We start from the raw sequence: 18,844 nt of genomic DNA, 5'->3' as shown, positions 1-18,844 counted from the left end.
GTTCTACTCAAAAAAGTGTTTATTTTTCATCATGCAGTTTAAGTCGTGCTGCTTGAAATGCTAAATAGCCAATAAAGGCGAATACGCCAATATTAACAAGTTGCGCTCAATGCGCCAATGTAATTTACCTATCATTTTATAGTTAATTTTAACAAGGTGTTGCATTGCAATTGGTATACCTACTTGAATTGGTTATAATGTGCCACCACTTTTGCATCAACGCGAATTAATAGAAGTTTCATAGCATGTTTGAAAATTTATCTGAACGTTTAACAAAAACACTTAAAAATATCAGCGGACGCGGACGTCTAACTGAAGACAATATTAAAGAAACCCTGCGTGAAGTACGCATGGCGTTGCTTGAGGCTGACGTTGCACTGCCTGTGGTGCGAGAGTTTGTTAAAAAGGTAAAGGAACGTGCAGTAGGTGTTGAAGTAAGCAAAAGTTTAACACCCGGCCAAGTATTCGTAAAAATTGTTCAGCAAGAGCTTGAAAGTGCTATGGGTGAAGCTAACGAAGAGTTAGCATTAAACCAGCAGCCACCTGCAATTATTATGATGGCAGGTCTTCAAGGTGCTGGTAAAACAACCTCGGTGGGTAAGTTAGCTAAATTTTTAAAAGAAAGAAAAAAGAAATCAGTATTAGTTGTTAGTGCCGATATTTACCGTCCAGCAGCAATTAAACAGCTAGAAACCTTAGCAAATGATGTTGATGTAGAATTCTTCCCAAGTTCAACAGACCAAAACCCGGTTGACATTGCAAATGCTGCAATCGCTCATGCCCGTAAAAAATTCATTGACGTAGTTATGGTCGATACCGCTGGTCGATTACATGTTGATGAACAAATGATGGATGAAATTAAAGCGCTACACGCGGCGATTAATCCAATTGAAACATTATTTGTTGTTGATGCTATGACGGGGCAAGATGCAGCAAATACGGCTAAAGCCTTCAACGAAGCATTGCCACTTACTGGTGTTATTTTAACAAAAGCAGACGGTGACGCGCGAGGCGGTGCGGCACTATCTATTCGCCACATTACTGGTAAACCGATTAAATTTATTGGTATGGGTGAAAAAACCGATGCCTTAGAACCTTTCCACCCAGAACGAATTGCTTCACGTATTTTAGGCATGGGCGACGTGCTTTCTTTAATCGAGGAAGTGGAACGTAAAGTAGATAAAGACAAAGCCGCTAAAGTTGCACAAAAAGTGATGAAGGGGAAAGGCTTCACGCTAGAAGACTTTAGAGAGCAGCTAGTGCAAATGCGTTCTATGGGCGGCATGATGTCAATGTTAGAAAAGCTACCCGGCGCAGGCCAATTGCCAGATGCAGTGACTGGGCAAATGGGAGAAAAATCGTTTAACCAGATGGAAGCGATAATAAACTCGATGACAGTAAAAGAGCGTGAGCGTCCAGATCTAATTAAAGGGTCGCGTAAACGTCGTATTGCTGCTGGTTCTGGCACACAAATTCAAGATGTGAATAAGCTTTTAAAGCAGTTTACTCAAATGCAGAAGATGATGAAAAAAATGTCAGGCGGTGGCATGGCAAAAATGATGAAGCGTATGAAAGGCGCAATGCCCGGTGGTATGGGTGGCCTAGGTAACATGCTAGGTGGCGGAAAGTTTCCTAAATAATTACTAAGAAAAAGCACCACGTGTTTTGTAAATGTCCATGACATATAAAATATAATTTAAAGGCAGCAACCCCTTATCTTCATGCTGCCTTTTCCAATTCTATGATTTTTTCCTTCCTTATATACGTGAAGTAATCGCTGCTAACCGTATTTTTACTTGCTTTTTTGCCAAAAATACGTACAATTCGCGGGCTTCCAGTCTTAGCGGTTGTTAAGTAATTAATACAATTACCTCTGTCATCACTGGTTTTGGCTCGGAAGTGTGTATTAAACAAAACCTAAAATATTATATTTAGAGGATATTATGGTAACTATTCGTCTAGCACGCGGTGGTGCTAAAAAGCGCCCATTTTACCAAATCGTGGTTGCAGATAGCCGTAATTCTCGTGACGGTCGTTTCATCGAGAAAGTAGGTTTCTTCAACCCTGTAGCACAAGGTCAAGCTGAAAAGCTACGTTTAGACCTTGATCGCGTTGAGCATTGGGTGGGCCAAGGCGCATCAATGACTGATCGTGTTGCTAAATTGGTTAAAGATGCAAAAAAAGCAGCTTAATTATAAGCATGCAAAGAGGTTAGGATTAAATGACTATCAACACTGATAACAGTGGAGACAAAATTATTTTAGGCAAACTTGGTGCTCCTTATGGCATTAAAGGTTGGCTAAAAGTAACGTCCTATACCGATGATCCCGAAGGGATATTTAGCTACAACCCTTGGCTAATAAATAAAGAAGGGGCATGGCAGTCTTTAGAGATTGTTGATTGGCGTCGTCATAATAAAAGCCTTATTGTGCGATTAAGTAATGTTGAGGATAGAGATCAAGCTCAAGCAATGACTCATGTAGAAATTGCCGTAGATGCTGATGCTTTACCTGAACTTGAAGGTAATGATTTTTACTGGAAAGACTTAATTGGCATGAATGTTGTGAATGAAAAAGGTTACAACATGGGCAGCGTTATTGACTTAATGGAAACTGGCGCTAATGACGTATTAGTTGTAAAAGCTAATCGTCAAGATGCATTTGGGCAAAAAGAGCGTTTGCTTCCATTCTTAATGGATGACGTGATTAAAAACGTTGACCGTGAAGAAAAGCAAATTCTTGTTGATTGGGATCCTGGTTTTTAATCAGTGTCGGACCAACAACCAAAAAATGACTGTAAACTATGGATTGGCGCTGTAAGCTTATTTCCAGAAATGTTTTCAGCCATTACAGAGCAAGGTGTAACGGGAAGAGCGGTTCGTAACGGAACGATTGCCTTTAACTGCTGGAATCCTCGGGATTATGCGACTGATAAGTATAAAACCGTTGATGACCGACCTTACGGGGGCGGGCCTGGTATGTTAATGATGGTAGAGCCATTACGTAAAGCCATTCACGATGCAAAAATTGCTGCTGGACCAAATGCAAAAGTGATTTATATGTCTCCTCAAGGGAGAACATTAGATCAGGCAGGCGCAAGAGAGTTGGCAAAGCACCAACGATTAATTCTTGTTGCAGGCCGTTATGAAGGTATTGATGAACGCTTGATACAAAGCGAAATTGACGAAGAATGGTCAATTGGTGATTATGTATTAAGCGGTGGTGAACTACCTGCAATGACCCTAATTGATGCTGTAGCGCGATTAGTGCCAGGTGTGTTAGGACATCAGTTGTCGGCCGAGGAAGATTCGTTTTCTGATGGCTTGTTAGATTGTCCACACTACACAAGACCCGAATTATTAAATGGCGAAGGGGTGCCCTCAGTATTATTGAGTGGTAACCACGAAAAAATCAGACTATGGCGGCTGAAGCAGTCATTAGGAAGAACGTGGTTAAGGCGTCCTGAATTATTGAAAAACCTAGCTCTGACTGATGAGCAAGAAAAATTGTTGAATGAGTTCAAACAAGAGCACAAGCAACAAAACTAGGCTGTATTTTAGTTTACCTAGGTAAGAGAGATTAATATGTCAAAAGTAAGTCAAAATATCATTAAAGCAATAGAAGAAGAGCAACTAAAGCAAGACGTTCCTGCTTTCGGCGCTGGTGACACTGTTGTTGTAAAAGTAAAAGTTAAAGAAGGCGAGAAAGAGCGTCTACAGGCTTTCGAAGGTGTTGTAATCGCTAAGAAAAACCGTGGTCTTCACTCTTCTTTCACTGTACGTAAAATTTCAAACGGTGAAGGCGTTGAGCGTGTTTTCCAAACTCACAGCCCGTTAGTAGACAGCATTGACGTTAAACGTCGTGGTGATGTACGTCGCGCTAAGCTTTACTATTTACGCGAGCGTTCAGGTAAATCTGCACGTATTAAAGAAAAGCTTAACTAATACTTTTTTAGTTAGTTTTTTAAGAAAAGGTCAGCTTAGCTGGCCTTTTTTGTATCTGAAGTTTAAGTTTACTTAATCGAATTTAAATTTACTTAGCCTGAGCACTCATTTAAAAGTGCCAAAGGATACATCTGTGCACAGTGAAATATTAATAAGTTGTTTAGAGGATTACCTGTCGTTTAATTATGGTGACCATCAAGAGTTTGACGTGATTAAAGCGTTACAGCAGCCGCCATACAATATTTTTGCTGTAGATGCATTATCAGGTAGCGAGCAATTATTTAAGACCCATTTTGTGTTATACAATGCGCTATACCTGTTGGCTGACCGTTGGCGTGCAAGTGAATTTGCTACTATTGAACTGGCGCTAACAAAAATAACCGTTAAAGAATATCAAAAGGTTACTAATGATGTAGAGCAAAGTACGATGCATAAATTAATTGAAAAAAATTCAGTCAGAAGCTTTTATTTAGACTGGGAAAACTTTTCTTTAACTAAGGCTGACATTGACGATTTGTTGTCACAATTTTGGCAAAAGTTTTATCGGTACTCTAATAATCAAGAATGGTTAAGCAATACAGACTTGCACAATGCAGATTTAAACTTATTAGGGCTCAGTGTTCCTATTTCTCAACGTGACTTGAAAGCGAATTACAAAAAGCTAGCACATCAGCATCACCCAGACAAAAATGGAGATGCAGAATTGTTTAAGCAAATTCAGTCGGCTTATGTTCGAACATTAAAGCGTGTCTCTTTTTCTAATCACTTTACTTCATGATTTTCAAGTAGCTCCGTCGCATCCTCTACATTTAACGGGCGGCTAAACCAGTAGCCTTGTAATTCGTCACATTGAATGCTTTTTAAGTAATCTACGTGGGCTTGTTCTTCAACACCTTCGGCGATAAGTTGTACATCTAAGTTTTTTCCTAGATCCACAATAGTGCGAATAATGGCTTGATCAGCTTTGTTATTATGTGAATCTTTCACGAACGACTGATCTATTTTTAATTTATCGATTGGGAATTGTTTTAAATAGGCCAATGATGAATAACCAGTGCCGAAATCATCAATAGATAATTGAACGCCAATCGCTTTTAGTGCGTGAAGTTGCTCAATAACATCTTCTTCGTTATGCATAATGACACCTTCGGTAATTTCCAATTCCAAGTTGTGCGGTGGTAACTGATGCCGTTGTAAGGCATTTTTAACATGCTCAATAAAATCTGGATGCCTGAACTGCCGTGGGGAAATATTGACGGCAATCACTAATTTTGAATCGAATTGGTCGACCCATTGTGCAGCTACTTCACATGCGCGATTTAAAATCCACTCACCGAGTGAAATGATCAAGCCCGAATGCTCGGCAACGGGAATAAACTCAGCTGGCGAGATAAAGTTATTTTGATGCTGCCAACGGATCAAAGATTCAAAGCCAACGATTTTGTTATTTTTCAATGCGAGTTGTGGCTGGAAGAAAAGGGCTAACTCTTGGCTAGCGATTGCGGTTCTCAGTGAGTCGGTTAGGAAGACAGTTCGCTCGAGTTGTTGGCTAAATGAATGATCGAATACAATGCGATTGATGTGCTCAAGGGTAATTGCATGTTCAAGTGCCATTCGGCTGCGTTGTAACAACGTTGGTATCGATTCGCCGTGATCTGGGTAATAACTCACCCCCATGTCACATTCAATTAAAAAGTCCCCGTAGCGCGTTGAAATAGTGGATTCAAGGTGTTTTTCAATGCTGCTGTGAACATCGGGTGATGGATCTGTGCCTTCAAGCCAAGGTAAGTAGAAGGCAAATACTGACTCGCTTAGTTGATACGGAGCTTGTGAGCTATGTGGATGGTGAACATTACTTTGTTCGTGATTAAATATACTAGCTAAACACTTGGCAAACTGGGTTGAAACTTCACTCGCTGCTTTTAATCCGTTAGTGGATGTTAGTAAGTTGAATTGACGTATTTCGACTAAGCATAAAGAAAAGTGCTGTTCAGGTTTATCTGTTAGTTGATCGGATAAATCGAGCAGCAGTTTGTTCTTATTTTTCAAACCTGTTTCTTGAATATGAAATGCTTGGAATTGTAATTGGTTTTCGGCGACTTTACGTTCGGTAATATCTGTAATGTGTAAATCGTATTGATTGAGATCTTTTAACCAGTGAAGTTGACAAGAAAAGGTTTTAGTCATCATGATGTGTTCGAAACTAATCACATCTTCAGTTTTATTTGATTTATTTACAAAGAACTTTTCAATCATATTCAACACGCTTTTTTGTAATTCCTCATGCGACAACTTAAGCGCTTTTAGTAATGAATCTGTTGCTGGATTGAAGTAGGTAATTTGGCCAGCATCATTAATACTGATAATTGGATTTGGTGTTCGTTCGGCAAATTGTGCTAATCGATTCGCTTTTTCACTGGCAGATTGGTAAGCCAATAAATATCTGCCAACGATAAGTGCGAGTAGAAATATAATTAAGCTATAGCTGAACACAAAAAGGTTTGTGTTATTTAACTGAGTAACAACATCTTGATATTTTATTTCTACTTTGTGTGCTGTTTCATTTTCTAATGCTCCTAACATACGACTAATATTTTTGCGCGAATCAGTAATGTTGACGAGTAATTCTCTCGCGAGATCCCAGTCAGTCGCATTTGAATCCATATTAATGTGAAATTGTTTTACCAATTCCTGTAATTCAGTTTGTTCTGCCTTTATTTCTTGGTGAGGGAGTTGTCCATCCAGCAATTGAGAGAGTGTGACGGCTTGTTGTTTTATTTCTTGATTAATATTGGAAAAATTAATTGTATAAAGCTGGCTGTCTTGTGAAGCGTAGTATTCATATATGAGTCGTTCTTGTTCAGAGAGGTTGGCGCCCATCTCTCGAATTAAATTTAATGTAGGTAAATACTTATCAATAAACTGCAACGTATCACGTTTCACAGAAGTAGCATTACTGTATACCACGGAAAGTAGCCCAACCGTAAAAATGATGATGACAGCGTAAATAATTAATGCATTTCGCTTTAAAACTCTTGAGTTATTTTTTATCAATATATACCTACCTACAGCCACATAAAAACCAAAGCATCTTTTATACGCTTGGTTAAAGGCAAGTTTGTTGAGAGCAGCATCAGTGGATTTAACCAACATGATGAAAACAAATTTGGCTCACACTTAAAGATCTATACGTTTGAATAGACCTAGCAACGTTTAAAAAAATTCTACTTAACGGGAATAAAATCTTACTAAACAATTATCTACTAGTTTGGCTAAATTACCACCGAACGAATATAAGACAAAATGTTAGCTAACAACAATTTTACTGTTGAGTTTTATCCAATAACCGCGTAAATTCCATATTTGTAATTTAAAAATTACACTGTGTAAATATAAATGTACAAATGCTTATCGCTAACCATAAATTCAAGTAGGCAATACCAAATGGATCTCCCAATCAACAACCTTAACGTCGCGTCCGAACAAGTGCTCTCAACGCCAAGCAAAGTAAAAATGGCACTACCTATGTCACCTCAACATCGTCAGTTTATTCAGCAGTCTCGCAATACGATTGCCAATATCATTCATAAGAACGACCCAAGAATGCTTGTTATCAGTGGCCCATGTTCAATACATGATATTGAAGCTGCAAAAGACTATGCACTTAAACTCAAAAGTATTCAGCAGCAATACCAAGACAGCTTTTTAATTGTGATGCGTGTGTACTTCGAAAAACCAAGAACCACAGTGGGTTGGAAAGGGTTAATCAATGATCCGAATTTAGATGGTAGTTGTGATATTGAAACTGGGTTATATCAAGCAAGAGAGTTGTTGTTATGGTTAGCCGATCAAGAAATTGCGGTTGCAACTGAGGCCTTAGATCCGATTAGTCCGCAATATTTAATGGATTTAGTAAGTTGGGTAGCGGTAGGTGCAAGAACAACAGAGTCACAAACTCACCGTGAAATGGCAAGTGGCTTGTCTGCACCTGTCGGGTTTAAAAATGGTACTGATGGTAATACTGACGTGGCGATTAATGCGATGAAATCCGCATCTTCAGCACATCGTTTCATTGGTATTAATCAGTCAGGTCAAGTGAGTGTAATAAACACTGTGGGTAATAAGGATGCTCATATTATTCTACGTGGTGGCAAAACCGCGAATTATCACAGTGACGCAATTGCTTTGTGTGAAGCCGATTTATGTAAAGCTAACGTTACCCCTTCAATCATTGTTGACTGTAGTCATGCAAACTCAAACAAAGATTATACTCGTCAGCCATTGGTCGCATTAAATGTTGCAGATCAAATTGTTGCAGGCAACGATTCAATAGTTGGTCTAATGTTAGAAAGTCACTTGTGTGCTGGCAATCAGTCTATCCCTGAAGACAAAACAAAATTGCGATACGGTATTTCTATTACAGATGCTTGTATTGATTGGGATACGACAACCACGTTACTAGAAGCATTACACAAGAAATTAAAAGAGGCGCTTAATCGCAGGTGCAACAGTACTATGGAATTAGCTTCATGACCAATGAGACCGAGTTAAATAACTTAAGACATGCCATTGATGATATAGACAGTGAACTGGTTAAGTTATTAGCAACAAGAAATGCCATCACGACTAAAATAGGCGCCTTAAAAAGTCACACAGGTACGCCAATATATGTGCCTGAGCGTGAAACTGAATTAATATCTAAACGGCGCCAAGAGGCCGAGTTGTTAGGGGTATCGCCAGATTTAATTGAAGATGTACTACGTAGAATGATGCGAGAGTCATACGCCAGCCAAGTAAATGATTTTAAATGTATAAATGAATCAATTAAAAAAATAGTGGTAATTGGTGGTGGGCGTTCGTTAGGCCGAACCTTTGTATCGATGTTACTACGGTCAGGTTACCGAGTGGATGTGCTGGAAAAGAAAGATTGGCAGCAAGCTGACACCATTTTAGCTGATGCAAATTTGGTTATCGTAGCGGTACCGATCCATGTAACAGAACAAGTACTTTCAAAACTAACTAATTTACCTGAAAACTGCATTTTAGCCGATTTAACCAGCACTAAATCTAGTCCTTTGAAGAAAATGCTAGAAGTACACAAAGGGCCGGTTGTGGGATTGCACCCTATGTTTGGTGCTGACGTGACGTGCCTAGTAAAACAAATTGTGATTGTTTGTGAGGGGCGAGGCGATTGTGGCTGGTTGCTGCAACAGATTCGCACGTGGGGCGTAATGTTGCATGAAACTTCGGCGGAAGAGCACGATAAAGTGATGTCAATTATTCAATTAATGCGTCACTTTACCAGCTTTGTTTATGGTAATTACTTAAGAGAAGAAAACCCAAATTTAACCGAATTATTGGCGTGTAGTTCGCCTATTTATAGACTTGAGTTGGCAATGGTAGGGCGTCTATTCGCACAAAATGCAGAGTTATATGCTGATATTATCTTCTCGTCTCAAGGCGGGGTAAGCATGTTAAATAAGTATAAAAAACAACTCGAAAATGCACTGGGTTTTGTCGAGCGGAACGATAAACAAGGCTTTATTAATGCGTTTTATGAAACGCAGCAATGGTTTGGCGAGTATTCCAGCTTCTTTTTAAATGAGAGTAGAAATTTACTGTTAAAAGCACATGATGATAGAGCGTTTTTATAATCAAAACTGACGATTATTTTTTAGCATTAACGTATTCCGCGCCTCTAAGCATGGCTTCTATTAATTCGTTTGCAACAAATTTGGTTAATGCTTCGTTAGCACCAACTTGATGTGCTTGACCAACGCTTATTTGGCTTGAAAGTGATGTGTGTAAAATAATATAGGCTTGGCTGATGGCTGGGTTATCCCTTACCTCGAATGCTAATTCGTAACCATCAAGACCGGGCATTTCTATATCGCTGACAAGTATGTTGATTGCTCTGTTTTCTGCGGCTGCATTTGTCATTATTTCTAATGCTTCCGTACCGTTATCTGTAACAAAATAAGGAATATTGAGTCTATCTAATGCATCTGAAAGTTGTTTTCTTGCAACTAAAGAGTCGTCTACTAGTAAAATATTTAACGGTTTAATTAGTTCTCGTTGAATGTCGGTAAGAATCGCGGTAGTTACGCTAGGGTCGTCTGGAAATATTTTAGACAATAATAATTCAACATCAAGTACTTGAATTAATTTGTCTTGATAGGTTGTGACACCTGTTAAAAATGCATTCTTTCCTAAGCTTTCGCTAGGAGGCAGTATATCGCGCCAATTACATTCAATTATCTTTTCAATATTTTTAACTAAGAAGCCGATTTCCTTGCGTTGGCAGTCAGTGATAATAATGACACCTTGTTCTCGCTCTTCTTCTGTTAAGGGCGGGTAGCCTACAGCATAAGCCATATCGATAATGGGTAGGGTGTTTCCTCTTATCGTTGCTGCGCCGAGTACTTTGGGGTGTGAATTGGGGATATCGCTTAATTTAGTAAAAGGGACAATTTCTCTAACTTTAAGTGTGCCAATAGCAAACGTTTGTTGATTGGTTAAATTAAATAAAAGCATGCCTTGAGACTGACTAGCTTTGCTTTTCATTTCACACTCACCTTAGGTTATCTTTAATTATTAGGGTTAGAAGACCCCGTCTTATACGCTGAATATATTAAGAATAGTTTAATTCTAACTAAAATATAAACAAGACAACAAAAAGTATTTGTTTATAATAGAGGCGCTTGAATGATCTAAACATAGGTCAGTTGCTTTAAGCGTCTTAAATTAATAATTATAAAAATGGATGTAGTAAATGCTCATTGCGGTATTAGTTATCATTTTAATAATATTTATTACTTTGCTAACGTTAAATGTGATTGCGAAGAATAAAGAAAAACAAAAAATTGCTGAACACAAAGCGAATTTATCTCGCCAAGTTGGCGAAATACGAAGAGAATATAAAACACTATTAGTGCAATTAGTTAAGACTAATATCATTGATAGACATGACGAAGGTAAGCTTTATGCCATCGCGAATAATTACTTTGTATTCCAGCCCATCAATGAAGTTAACATCAAAAAATTTAAGCAGTGCATTGACTCTATCCTTATTGCTTTTGGGTTAACCAGTAATGTTGAATCTTTAGTTCAAGATCAAGCAACGATGGAAGTCACCAAGCCGTTATTAGTTGGATTTGCGCTAAAACTGCCTATGGGAGCACGTAACTTTACCGCTAGTTTCTACAATGAAACACTTCCTCGCTTAGTATTTGATTATTCTGATATTGTTGCCAACCGCTTACTCCGTTTTAATTCCAGCAACCCTAATGATGAATATTCACACCTTAGCCGCAGTGACGGTACGGTTGATGCGTCTCTTCCAGTAGATGAAAAAACTGAGCAAATACCAGAATTACAATTTGATGAAACTACTGGCGCTGCAGCGCCAAATACCGTAGGTAAAAAAGCGGTAACCGCTGCTAGCTCTAATTCAGTCACTAAACCAAAGCCAGTAAAAAAACGTGCGGTTTCTAGTAAAGGAACCAATACAGGTAAGGCGAGTAACGCCAATAAAGCCACTAGCGCTAAGGTGGATCCTTAGAGTAGAAAATGGCATTTAGCTACTTTCTACAACTACTTTCATTAACATGTTCAGCCCGAAATTCATTTAGCGGGCTGTTCAGTGATTTATGTTGATAGGGTGACAAACCTGCTCGATATGCTAGCGTTTAATTAGACTATAACTTAGGCTTCATTAGTTGAGGATATATTTACAGGTCTAATATTCTCACTGGGATAGCAACCTAGCACTTTAAGAAAAGGTGTTATTTGCGTAAGCTCTGAAAGAGCTACTTTCACATTTTCTGCATTAATGTTGGCTTCAACATCCACATAAAACATTTCTTCCCATGGATTACCGTTGATAGGGCGAGACTCTAATTTGCACATGTTTACATCGTGCTTTTTCAATACACTTAGTACATCAACTAAAGCACCGGGCTTTTGTTCTGTAGACATAATAAGTGTTGTTTTCGCTGGAATTTGATGCGCAACATTCACGGCCTTTCTGGCAACCACAATAAAGCGACTATGATTTTCTTTTTGATTAGCTAAGGCTTCCTCTAATACTGTTAGGCCATAACTTTTTCCTCCTTCCGCACTTCCTATAGCTGCAATGTTAGGAGCATTAAGCTTTTTGACTTGTTGAAATGCTGAGCTAGTACTGTCGCAATATTCAATATGCACATTAGGCAAGTTTCGTAAAAAGTGACTGCACTGGGCGAAAACTTGAGGGTGTCCGAAGAAAGTATCAACATTGTCTAACGTGGTGTCTGTTGCTGTTAATAAACAATGATTAATGGGATGAGTAAGCTCGCCAACAATACTTAATGTGGTATGTTGAAGAACATCGTACACTTCGTTAATACTGCCTGACGAGGTGTTTTCAATAGGCAGTATGGCGTATTCGGCTAATCCTTTTTCAACAGTTGTAATAATTTCATCAAAACTTTTGCAGCCTAGTTCCACTAATTTACCTGGGCGTCGACTAAAGTACTTTTGCATTGCAAGGTAGCTGTAAGAGCCTTGATTGCCTAAAAAAGCAACGCGATTAGTGGGAGCGCTGATATCAGGATTTTGATGGCGCTGTAGCAAGGCTTGTTGATGGAGTACAGAGTCTTCAATAATGACATGAAAAAGCTGCGTAACATAATGTGCATCGAGCCCTAACGATTTGCCGTAGCTAATTAAGTTAATTAACATTGCTTCTTCTCGTTCTAAGTCTCGTACAGCTTTTTTAGAATTTAATTTACTCTCTGCTACTAAATTAGCTATGCGGCGACGCTTAGCTAAGAGTACTAATATGTCGGAATCAATTTCGTTTATGTCATTTCTTAATGCGCTAAGGTGTTGCTCAGTATTCATCTGTTGTCCTTAAAAACAAAAAAGCCTCTCAAAATGAGAGGCTTTTAAAATTCGGGTGATTGAAAATTCAATGCATACGAATTACCCCTCTTTGCCTAAGCAAAAAAAGGTAATAAAAAATCGAAAAGTAAAAATAGATATCGTGTGCATGCTTCTACTGTAAAACTTTACTGCTTTCTGTCAAGTAATTAATGTGCTGCACGTTAATTATGTGTGGCTTTTAATGTCAGTGAGTATTGTGTTTCTGTTGGCAGAAACGGTGCTGGTATGGCTTTAACCCAATCATCGTGGCCTTTTCTATAATAAGGCGAAAGCGGGTGGCTCGACTGGCTTGTCGGCACCGTTAATATACCAAACTCTTCTTTCCCCGGCGCAACAGTCATACGTTGTGATGAGCCAAACGCCACCCCTTGAACTTTAGGCATAAAGGTATCACCACTTATTTGGCTTTGTGGCATATCTGTTAACCAACCCAATAATGGTAAGCTTTTACTCATCGGATGGCGAATATGGGTCCTGTTAACGGCTCCCCAATTCGCATTTTCTAAACTGCCATAGGTTGCGGTTAGCTTGGTGTGTACATTTAGAAGTGCATGCTCTAATAATGCAGTCCATGATTGGTATTTATTAGGTAGCCAAGATGTAGGTTGTTGATTCACAAGTAGCCAAATTGAGGGTTCTAATTGCCTTTTAAGCGGTGACAGTGTCAGCTGGTCATTATGGGCAAGTACGTGCTGTTGAATCGGTGCGAGCACTAAATTAAACACTTCATTTCTGAAGTGCTTTACAATGGTGTACCCCACGGAGTCGACAGACGCCCGTGCTTGCCAATTATGTAGATGAAGTTTTAGAGCCTCAAGATGATTATGTTTTATAAATGGCTCTGACAAAGCATGTTGCATAATCAGTGCATGCCAGCGTGCTAAAAATAGCGCGCGATCGTCTAGTTGAACTTCAAATGCTTGAAGTTCATTGAATGAATCTTGGTTAAATAGATTTTCTTTTATTTGCTTTGCTCTTGCGCCAAGCGCGTAGCCACCGTTACCAAGTTTATTGTAGTGACTGCCGCCAACGACTTTAGAATTTGCTGTCCATAAGCGCCTTTCAGGAGGATTAATCACATGAGGATATTTGTTCTCAGGTAGGTAGCCTTGCCAGCCCACATTTTTTTCTGTCCAATATTGGGGCGTTTCTGTTTCTGTTTCTGTTTCTGTTTCTGTTTCTGTTGATAGTTTAATGGGAATTGGCCCCATAATGGTCCATGCAATATTGCCTTGGGCATCACCAACCACTAAATTCTGTGCTGGCATACCTGCTGTTGCCGCTACTTCTAATGCATTATTTATAGATTGACTATTTTCAAGGTTGAGTAAATTAAAATTAATGCCTTCAACATCGTGAGCAACCCAGCGATAAGCGAGATCAGTACCGTTATGATCTTGCCCGATAATAGGTCCCCAAATGCTTGATTTAAAGGTAAAGTGTATTGGCTCGTTGCCTTTTACATTAATTACCTCTGTCATGTGCTGTATGTTTTTTATGCCGAAAGCTGTTTGATAAGTGTTATCGTCGACCCACTTTATTTTTACTAAATCGCTCCAGTCTCCATAACTATTGGTAAAGCCCCATGCAATGTGTTTGTTACTACCTACAACTATCGCTGGGGCACCCGGAAGGGTAAGCCCACTTACCCAAAGTTCGGCATTTGCATGCGGTTGACTTAAGTTACTTTTATTTTTATTTGATACAACTAACGTTGCTCTGAACCATGTATTCGGCACTGATATGTTCAAATGCATATCATTAGCCACGATGGCGGCACCGTGTGGTGTTAATTGCCCTGAAATTGCCCAATTATTTGAGCCATAAAGGTGCGGAGAATCAATATTATTTATAAAGCCAGCTTGTTCCGGCGGAGTTAGCGAGTTAATGTCAAATTTAGGAACTGAGCTTGGTGAGCTTGCTAAATAATTTGTGCTATCAATAGGGGCATCCCACTGACTCCCTTTGGGCGTTAAAAAGCGGAAAACAGATTTAGGTAATGTATCGTTTAAAATACCTAATAGTTGCTCTCGCTTACCTTCTTTATCTTGTAATTGCAGGTACATGCTGTAGATAGCCAGTAACGAGTCTTCGGCAAGCCATGGCTGTGGTGATTGTTGCAATAATAAGTACTCAAAAGGAGTGACAGTAAGCTTTAATAACCCATCATTAACGCCTTTAGCATACTGTTTCAAAATCGCTAAATGGGCGTCGTCTAAGTGTTTTAATGCGTGCTTCGCGCGTTTTCTAAACTGATGGATGCGAATGCTTTTATCATATTCAACGGCAATGCTACCAAAAATTTCAGAGATTTCTCCCGCAGCATTTCGACGAAGTAAATCCATCTGAAAAAATCGTTCTTGTGCGTGAACAAAACCCAGTGCATAGGAGGCGTCATGTCGGCTTTTAGCAGTAATAGTCACTACACCTTGTTTATCTCTTTCTACCAGTACATCGTTTGCTAACACTGGTGAAGGGATATTTCCTTCGATCATCGGTTTGCTTAGCGTAAGTGCTATAAATGTGCTCAAGGCTAATATAATGCTCAAGCTTATAATGAAGATAAGGCTGATTTTTATTTTATGCATACGTGCTTTCACATCCAATATTCGCATTCATTTTTTTAGCTGATGTTTGTAAAACGTAACGTCCCAGCATAAAAATTATGTTTTTAAAACACAACTAATCAGTACTTGGTGTTTATTTGAACACTTATTTTAGGGGAAGACTAACCTGAAAGAAGCGCACATCCTTAAAATATTCAGAGTAAACCTACAATATTGACTACACTTTGAAGATATTCTGGCCAAATATAAATTAAAAAATTGGGAGTTGTCAGTAAATGAAAAAACATTATGATAGAAGTTATAGCACTTTTTTATAAGTTCTTAATTATAAAGACGGTAATGGCAAGCATTGATTAAACAATACACAAAGGCTGATAGTGAATAAAGATGTAGTTTCATTTAAATTTGGTTTGAATTCGCTAACAGTTAGGCTTCCTATCATCATTTTTTTTACCTGTTTGTGTGTTGGCAGTATGGTGGTTTATTGGACTTATAACATACAAAAGCAGCAGCTCATTGCCCAAGAATTTGATGCACTGTCTTTTACTAATCAGCGGTATGCAAAACAAATAAATGCATTGTTTGAAGAAAAAGAGACAATTGCATTATCCGCAAATTTAATCGTGTCAGATGAGATTTTCGTAAATCCTAAAGTATCTAACTTTAATCATGCCAATATTATTAGCGGGGAGGATGGGGCTGTTCGCACCACGGATGGGTATTCTGGTGCATTTGTTCCATTCGTTAATTTTAATAATGAGGTAGAGCAGTACATCATTAAAAGTGAACATTTATGGCGAAAAATTGCACCGGTAATTACCCATTCATTTTTTAATTTTTATTTAATCACTAACGATAACTTTATTCGGATTGCCCCGGCTGACTGGGCAATAGAGCTTGAAACCGAACATCGATTTGCAGACGACATCTTTTATAGTATTGCAACGCCAGAAAATAACCCTAGCAAACAGCCGATATGGACCCCAGTATATTACGACGATATTTGGCAGAAGTGGATGACAAGTTTAATTGTGCCTATTTATAAAAAGGGAGAATTTAAAGGGGTAACAGGCAGTGATTTAATACTTGATAGTTTGTTTAATCGCTATAAGGATATAGGTGAAACCGAAAACGACAGGAATTTAATTTTATTCGACAAAAAGGGAAATATTTTACTACACCCAGATTTAGAAAAACGCATTTTAGGTCGGCAAGGAACACTTAATCAGCCAATGGACTCTAAGTTGATTGGTGGTAATGCGTTGCATCAGTTTATTGCTGAGTTTATTGAGCAAAAAGTAAATAAGCGAGTTAAAGCCTCTTTTGATAATGAACACGGCACAATCATGATTAGTTTACAGCCTTTGCGAACGGTAGACTGGTATGTTGGTGTATTTATTCCAGAGCACAAAGTGTTAGAGACCCTAGTTGAGTTTCGAAATAAGCGAATTGTGATATTTATCTTTGTTGCTATTTTATTATCCATTCTCCTTCAGCAAATTCTTTATCATCTTGGATTTAAGCGCATTAATAGGCTAGTAAATTACACTAAAAATTTTAGACGCGGCAAAGTCAGTAACCTTAGTCATATTCCTCCCGTTGCGCTTTCGAACAGTAATGATGAAATTGGAGTGTTAAGCCGTGCATTTCTTCGCATGGGAGATGATGTTAATGCGCTTATTGAAGGATTAAATAAACGTATTGCAGAGAAAGAAGAAGCAAAATCTGAAGCGAGGCGGCTGTCTAAAGCGGTGGCAAATGCGGGCAGTGGCATTTTTATAACGGATAAACACTTTAGAATTGAGTACGTGAATAAGAGCTTGCTGAATTTAACCGATAGTGAAGTGGATGACTTTGTTGGCGGGCCTGCAAGGCAGGTGATTGCGATGGATAGAGACATAACAGCCAACTTAATTGAGCATGATCTTCGTACGCGTTGCCATTGGTCGGGTGATTTATTACTTATTTCACGTAAAGACAAACCTAAGTGGGTGAGCATGTCGGTTGCGCCAATCAGAGATGAAAGGGGAGCTGTCACCAATTATGTGTACTCATTTCAAGACATCACTTTTATGAAAGAAAGCCAAAAGCAAATGGAGAAGCTGGCATATTTCGACACATTAACTGGACTCGTTAACAGAACCTACTTTAAAGCTGAACTGAAAAAAGCGATAGCAAGAGTGACACGTGGCAGCTATGCATTTTGTTTATTTTATTTCGACTTAGATGAATTTAAACGTATTAACGATACTTTAGGCCATGATGCAGGAGACCGATTGCTAGTTGAGGTGGCTAACCGACTAAAAATACGGTTACGACAAGACGACATTATTGCTCGGTTAGGCGGTGATGAATTCGCTATCTTGCTGAGTAACACTTCTAACGAACAAGATGCCGCTGAACTTGCTGATGTTGTTCAAAAGACGATTATCAAGCCTATTAAGCTTGGGGCTAATGAAGTGATTGTTAGTGCAAGTATCGGCATTACGATAGCAACCGATGGCGAGGTAGATGAAGATACTTTATTAAAGCAAGCTGACTTGGCAATGTATCAAGCTAAAGTTGATGGACGCTGCAACTTTCATTTCTTTAATGAGGCGCTTGATAAAGCGGCTAAAGAAAAGCTCATCATAGAAAATGAATTAAGGTTAGCCCTAAGCCGAAATGAATTAACACTTTATTATCAGCCACAAGTTGATGCTAGAACAAGTTCGACAGTGGGGTATGAAGCGCTGATCCGCTGGAACCACCCTGAAAAAGGCATGATATCACCGGATAGTTTTATTCCAGTGGCTGAAACAACAGGATTAATTGTGCCCTTAGGGCAGTGGGTAGTGGAAGAGGCTGCTAATTTTATACTGCGTAACTTAGCATCTAACCAAGCGGCGAAAGTGTCTATCAACTTATCTGCTAGACAATTTAAAGATGAAAGCCTAGTCCCCTTATTAATCAGTGTGATTGAACGGACCAACATTGAGCCACATCGCATTGGTTTAGAGATCACTGAAAGTATGTTAATGGGGAATATTGAAGCGGCTATTACGCAATTAAACGAGTTGAAGCAGTTAGGCTTTTCTATTTCAATTGATGATTTTGGTACTGGATACTCATCACTTAGTTACATTAAACAGCTCCCGGTCGACACCTTAAAAATAGATCGCTCGTTTATTAAAGACATACCTGAAGACAAGGATGATGAAGAGATCACTGCGGCTATTATTGCCATGGCGCAAAAATTGAATTTAGCGTTAGTTGCAGAAGGTGTTGAAACGAAAGAGCAAATAGATTTCTTATGTAAAAATAGTTGCTACGTGATGCAAGGATACTTTTACAGCAAGCCACTTACAGAAGAGCAATTAATTGCAACGTGGCATTATAAATAAAGTAGTGGAGTTATGGTTGAGTCAAT

At 38.8% G+C, this 18,844-nt stretch carries 14 protein-coding genes; 10 read left to right on the top strand and 4 right to left on the bottom strand.

All coding sequences use genetic code 11. From position 1 onward, the window contains the following. Positions 1-245 precede the first annotated feature (245 nt). From ffh to HUU81_RS11920, 6 genes are all read left to right on the top strand, one after another. Positions 246-1,640: a signal recognition particle protein gene (gene ffh / locus HUU81_RS11945; RefSeq protein ID WP_199609165.1), complete on the top strand. Its 1,395-nt coding sequence runs from the start codon at positions 246-248 to the stop codon at positions 1,638-1,640. A 303-nt stretch (positions 1,641-1,943) separates the two neighbouring features. Beyond that, entirely contained in the window at positions 1,944-2,192 is a 249-nt protein-coding gene (gene rpsP, locus HUU81_RS11940) for a 30S ribosomal protein S16 (RefSeq protein ID WP_199609164.1), read from the top strand. A 29-nt stretch (positions 2,193-2,221) separates the two neighbouring features. Further along, positions 2,222-2,764, top strand: coding sequence for a ribosome maturation factor RimM (gene rimM / locus HUU81_RS11935; protein ID WP_199609163.1), 543 nt, complete (start codon positions 2,222-2,224; stop codon positions 2,762-2,764). 3 nt (positions 2,765-2,767) lie between these two features. Continuing rightward, the gene (trmD, locus tag HUU81_RS11930) at positions 2,768-3,547 is read left to right on the top strand and encodes a tRNA (guanosine(37)-N1)-methyltransferase TrmD (RefSeq protein ID WP_199609162.1); all 780 of its coding nucleotides are present in this window, start codon (positions 2,768-2,770) and stop codon (positions 3,545-3,547) included. A gap of 36 nt (positions 3,548-3,583) precedes the next feature. Then, positions 3,584-3,943, top strand: a complete 360-nt coding sequence (gene rplS / locus HUU81_RS11925) for a 50S ribosomal protein L19 (protein WP_199609161.1) — start codon at positions 3,584-3,586, stop codon at positions 3,941-3,943. 133 nt (positions 3,944-4,076) lie between these two features. After that, positions 4,077-4,721 (top strand): DNA-J related domain-containing protein, encoded by a 645-nt coding sequence (locus tag HUU81_RS11920; RefSeq protein WP_199609160.1) that lies wholly within the window; start codon positions 4,077-4,079, stop codon positions 4,719-4,721. Here HUU81_RS11920 and HUU81_RS11915 read toward each other — a convergent pair. Continuing rightward, positions 4,706-6,997 (bottom strand): sensor domain-containing protein, encoded by a 2,292-nt coding sequence (locus tag HUU81_RS11915; RefSeq protein WP_199609159.1) that lies wholly within the window; start codon positions 6,995-6,997, stop codon positions 4,706-4,708. The genes HUU81_RS11920 and HUU81_RS11915 overlap by 16 nt on opposite strands. 390 nt (positions 6,998-7,387) lie before the next feature. On the opposite strand from HUU81_RS11915, the gene HUU81_RS11910 reads away from it, so the two are divergent. Both HUU81_RS11910 and tyrA read left to right on the top strand, forming a co-directional pair. Then, positions 7,388-8,476: a 3-deoxy-7-phosphoheptulonate synthase gene (locus HUU81_RS11910; RefSeq protein WP_199609158.1), complete on the top strand. Its 1,089-nt coding sequence runs from the start codon at positions 7,388-7,390 to the stop codon at positions 8,474-8,476. Beyond that, a complete protein-coding gene (gene tyrA / locus HUU81_RS11905) occupies positions 8,473-9,597 on the top strand; it encodes a bifunctional chorismate mutase/prephenate dehydrogenase (protein ID WP_199609157.1) in 1,125 nt (374 codons plus the stop codon). The genes HUU81_RS11910 and tyrA overlap by 4 nt, the downstream gene beginning before the upstream one ends. 13 nt (positions 9,598-9,610) lie before the next feature. Here tyrA and HUU81_RS11900 read toward each other — a convergent pair whose 3' ends face one another. Continuing rightward, positions 9,611-10,507: a chemotaxis protein gene (locus HUU81_RS11900; RefSeq protein ID WP_199609156.1), complete on the bottom strand. Its 897-nt coding sequence runs from the start codon at positions 10,505-10,507 to the stop codon at positions 9,611-9,613. A gap of 208 nt (positions 10,508-10,715) precedes the next feature. On the opposite strand from HUU81_RS11900, the gene HUU81_RS11895 reads away from it, so the two are divergent. Then, complete coding sequence (locus HUU81_RS11895) at positions 10,716-11,504, top strand: hypothetical protein (RefSeq protein ID WP_199609155.1); 789 nt, start codon at positions 10,716-10,718, stop codon at positions 11,502-11,504. A 143-nt stretch (positions 11,505-11,647) separates the two neighbouring features. Here the strand turns inward: HUU81_RS11895 and pheA are convergent, their stop codons facing one another. Next, the gene (gene pheA, locus HUU81_RS11890; protein WP_199609154.1) at positions 11,648-12,826 is read right to left on the bottom strand and encodes a prephenate dehydratase; all 1,179 of its coding nucleotides are present in this window, start codon (positions 12,824-12,826) and stop codon (positions 11,648-11,650) included. A gap of 203 nt (positions 12,827-13,029) precedes the next feature. Next, the gene (locus tag HUU81_RS11885; protein ID WP_199609153.1) at positions 13,030-15,363 is read right to left on the bottom strand and encodes a penicillin acylase family protein; all 2,334 of its coding nucleotides are present in this window, start codon (positions 15,361-15,363) and stop codon (positions 13,030-13,032) included. A 449-nt stretch (positions 15,364-15,812) separates the two neighbouring features. Here HUU81_RS11885 and HUU81_RS11880 point away from each other — a divergent pair, with 449 nt between their 5' ends. After that, on the top strand, positions 15,813-18,818 hold the full coding sequence (locus tag HUU81_RS11880) for a bifunctional diguanylate cyclase/phosphodiesterase (protein ID WP_233520493.1): 3,006 nt from the start codon (positions 15,813-15,815) through the stop codon (positions 18,816-18,818). Positions 18,819-18,844 lie beyond the last annotated feature (26 nt).

The sequence above is a fragment of the Flocculibacter collagenilyticus genome (genome assembly GCF_016469335.1).
Classification (GTDB): Bacteria; Pseudomonadota; Gammaproteobacteria; order Enterobacterales; family Alteromonadaceae; genus Flocculibacter; species Flocculibacter collagenilyticus.
This window is presented reverse-complemented; position numbering and strand designations above follow the sequence as displayed.

Bases quoted from the DNA above. Each gene is read 5' to 3' on its own strand.
- ffh (WP_199609165.1), top strand. From the start codon at position 246: ATGTTTGAAAATTTATCTGAACGTTTAACAAAAACACTTAAAAATATC.
- rpsP (WP_199609164.1), top strand. From the start codon at position 1,944: ATGGTAACTATTCGTCTAGCACGCGGTGGTGCTAAAAAGCGCCCATTT.
- rimM (WP_199609163.1), top strand. From the start codon at position 2,222: ATGACTATCAACACTGATAACAGTGGAGACAAAATTATTTTAGGCAAA.
- rplS (WP_199609161.1), top strand. From the start codon at position 3,584: ATGTCAAAAGTAAGTCAAAATATCATTAAAGCAATAGAAGAAGAGCAA.
- HUU81_RS11910 (WP_199609158.1), top strand. From the start codon at position 7,388: ATGGATCTCCCAATCAACAACCTTAACGTCGCGTCCGAACAAGTGCTC.
- tyrA (WP_199609157.1), top strand. From the start codon at position 8,473: ATGACCAATGAGACCGAGTTAAATAACTTAAGACATGCCATTGATGAT.
- HUU81_RS11900 (WP_199609156.1), bottom strand. From the start codon at position 10,507: ATGAAAAGCAAAGCTAGTCAGTCTCAAGGCATGCTTTTATTTAATTTA.
- HUU81_RS11895 (WP_199609155.1), top strand. From the start codon at position 10,716: ATGCTCATTGCGGTATTAGTTATCATTTTAATAATATTTATTACTTTG.
- pheA (WP_199609154.1), bottom strand. From the start codon at position 12,826: ATGAATACTGAGCAACACCTTAGCGCATTAAGAAATGACATAAACGAA.
- HUU81_RS11885 (WP_199609153.1), bottom strand. From the start codon at position 15,363: ATGATCGAAGGAAATATCCCTTCACCAGTGTTAGCAAACGATGTACTG.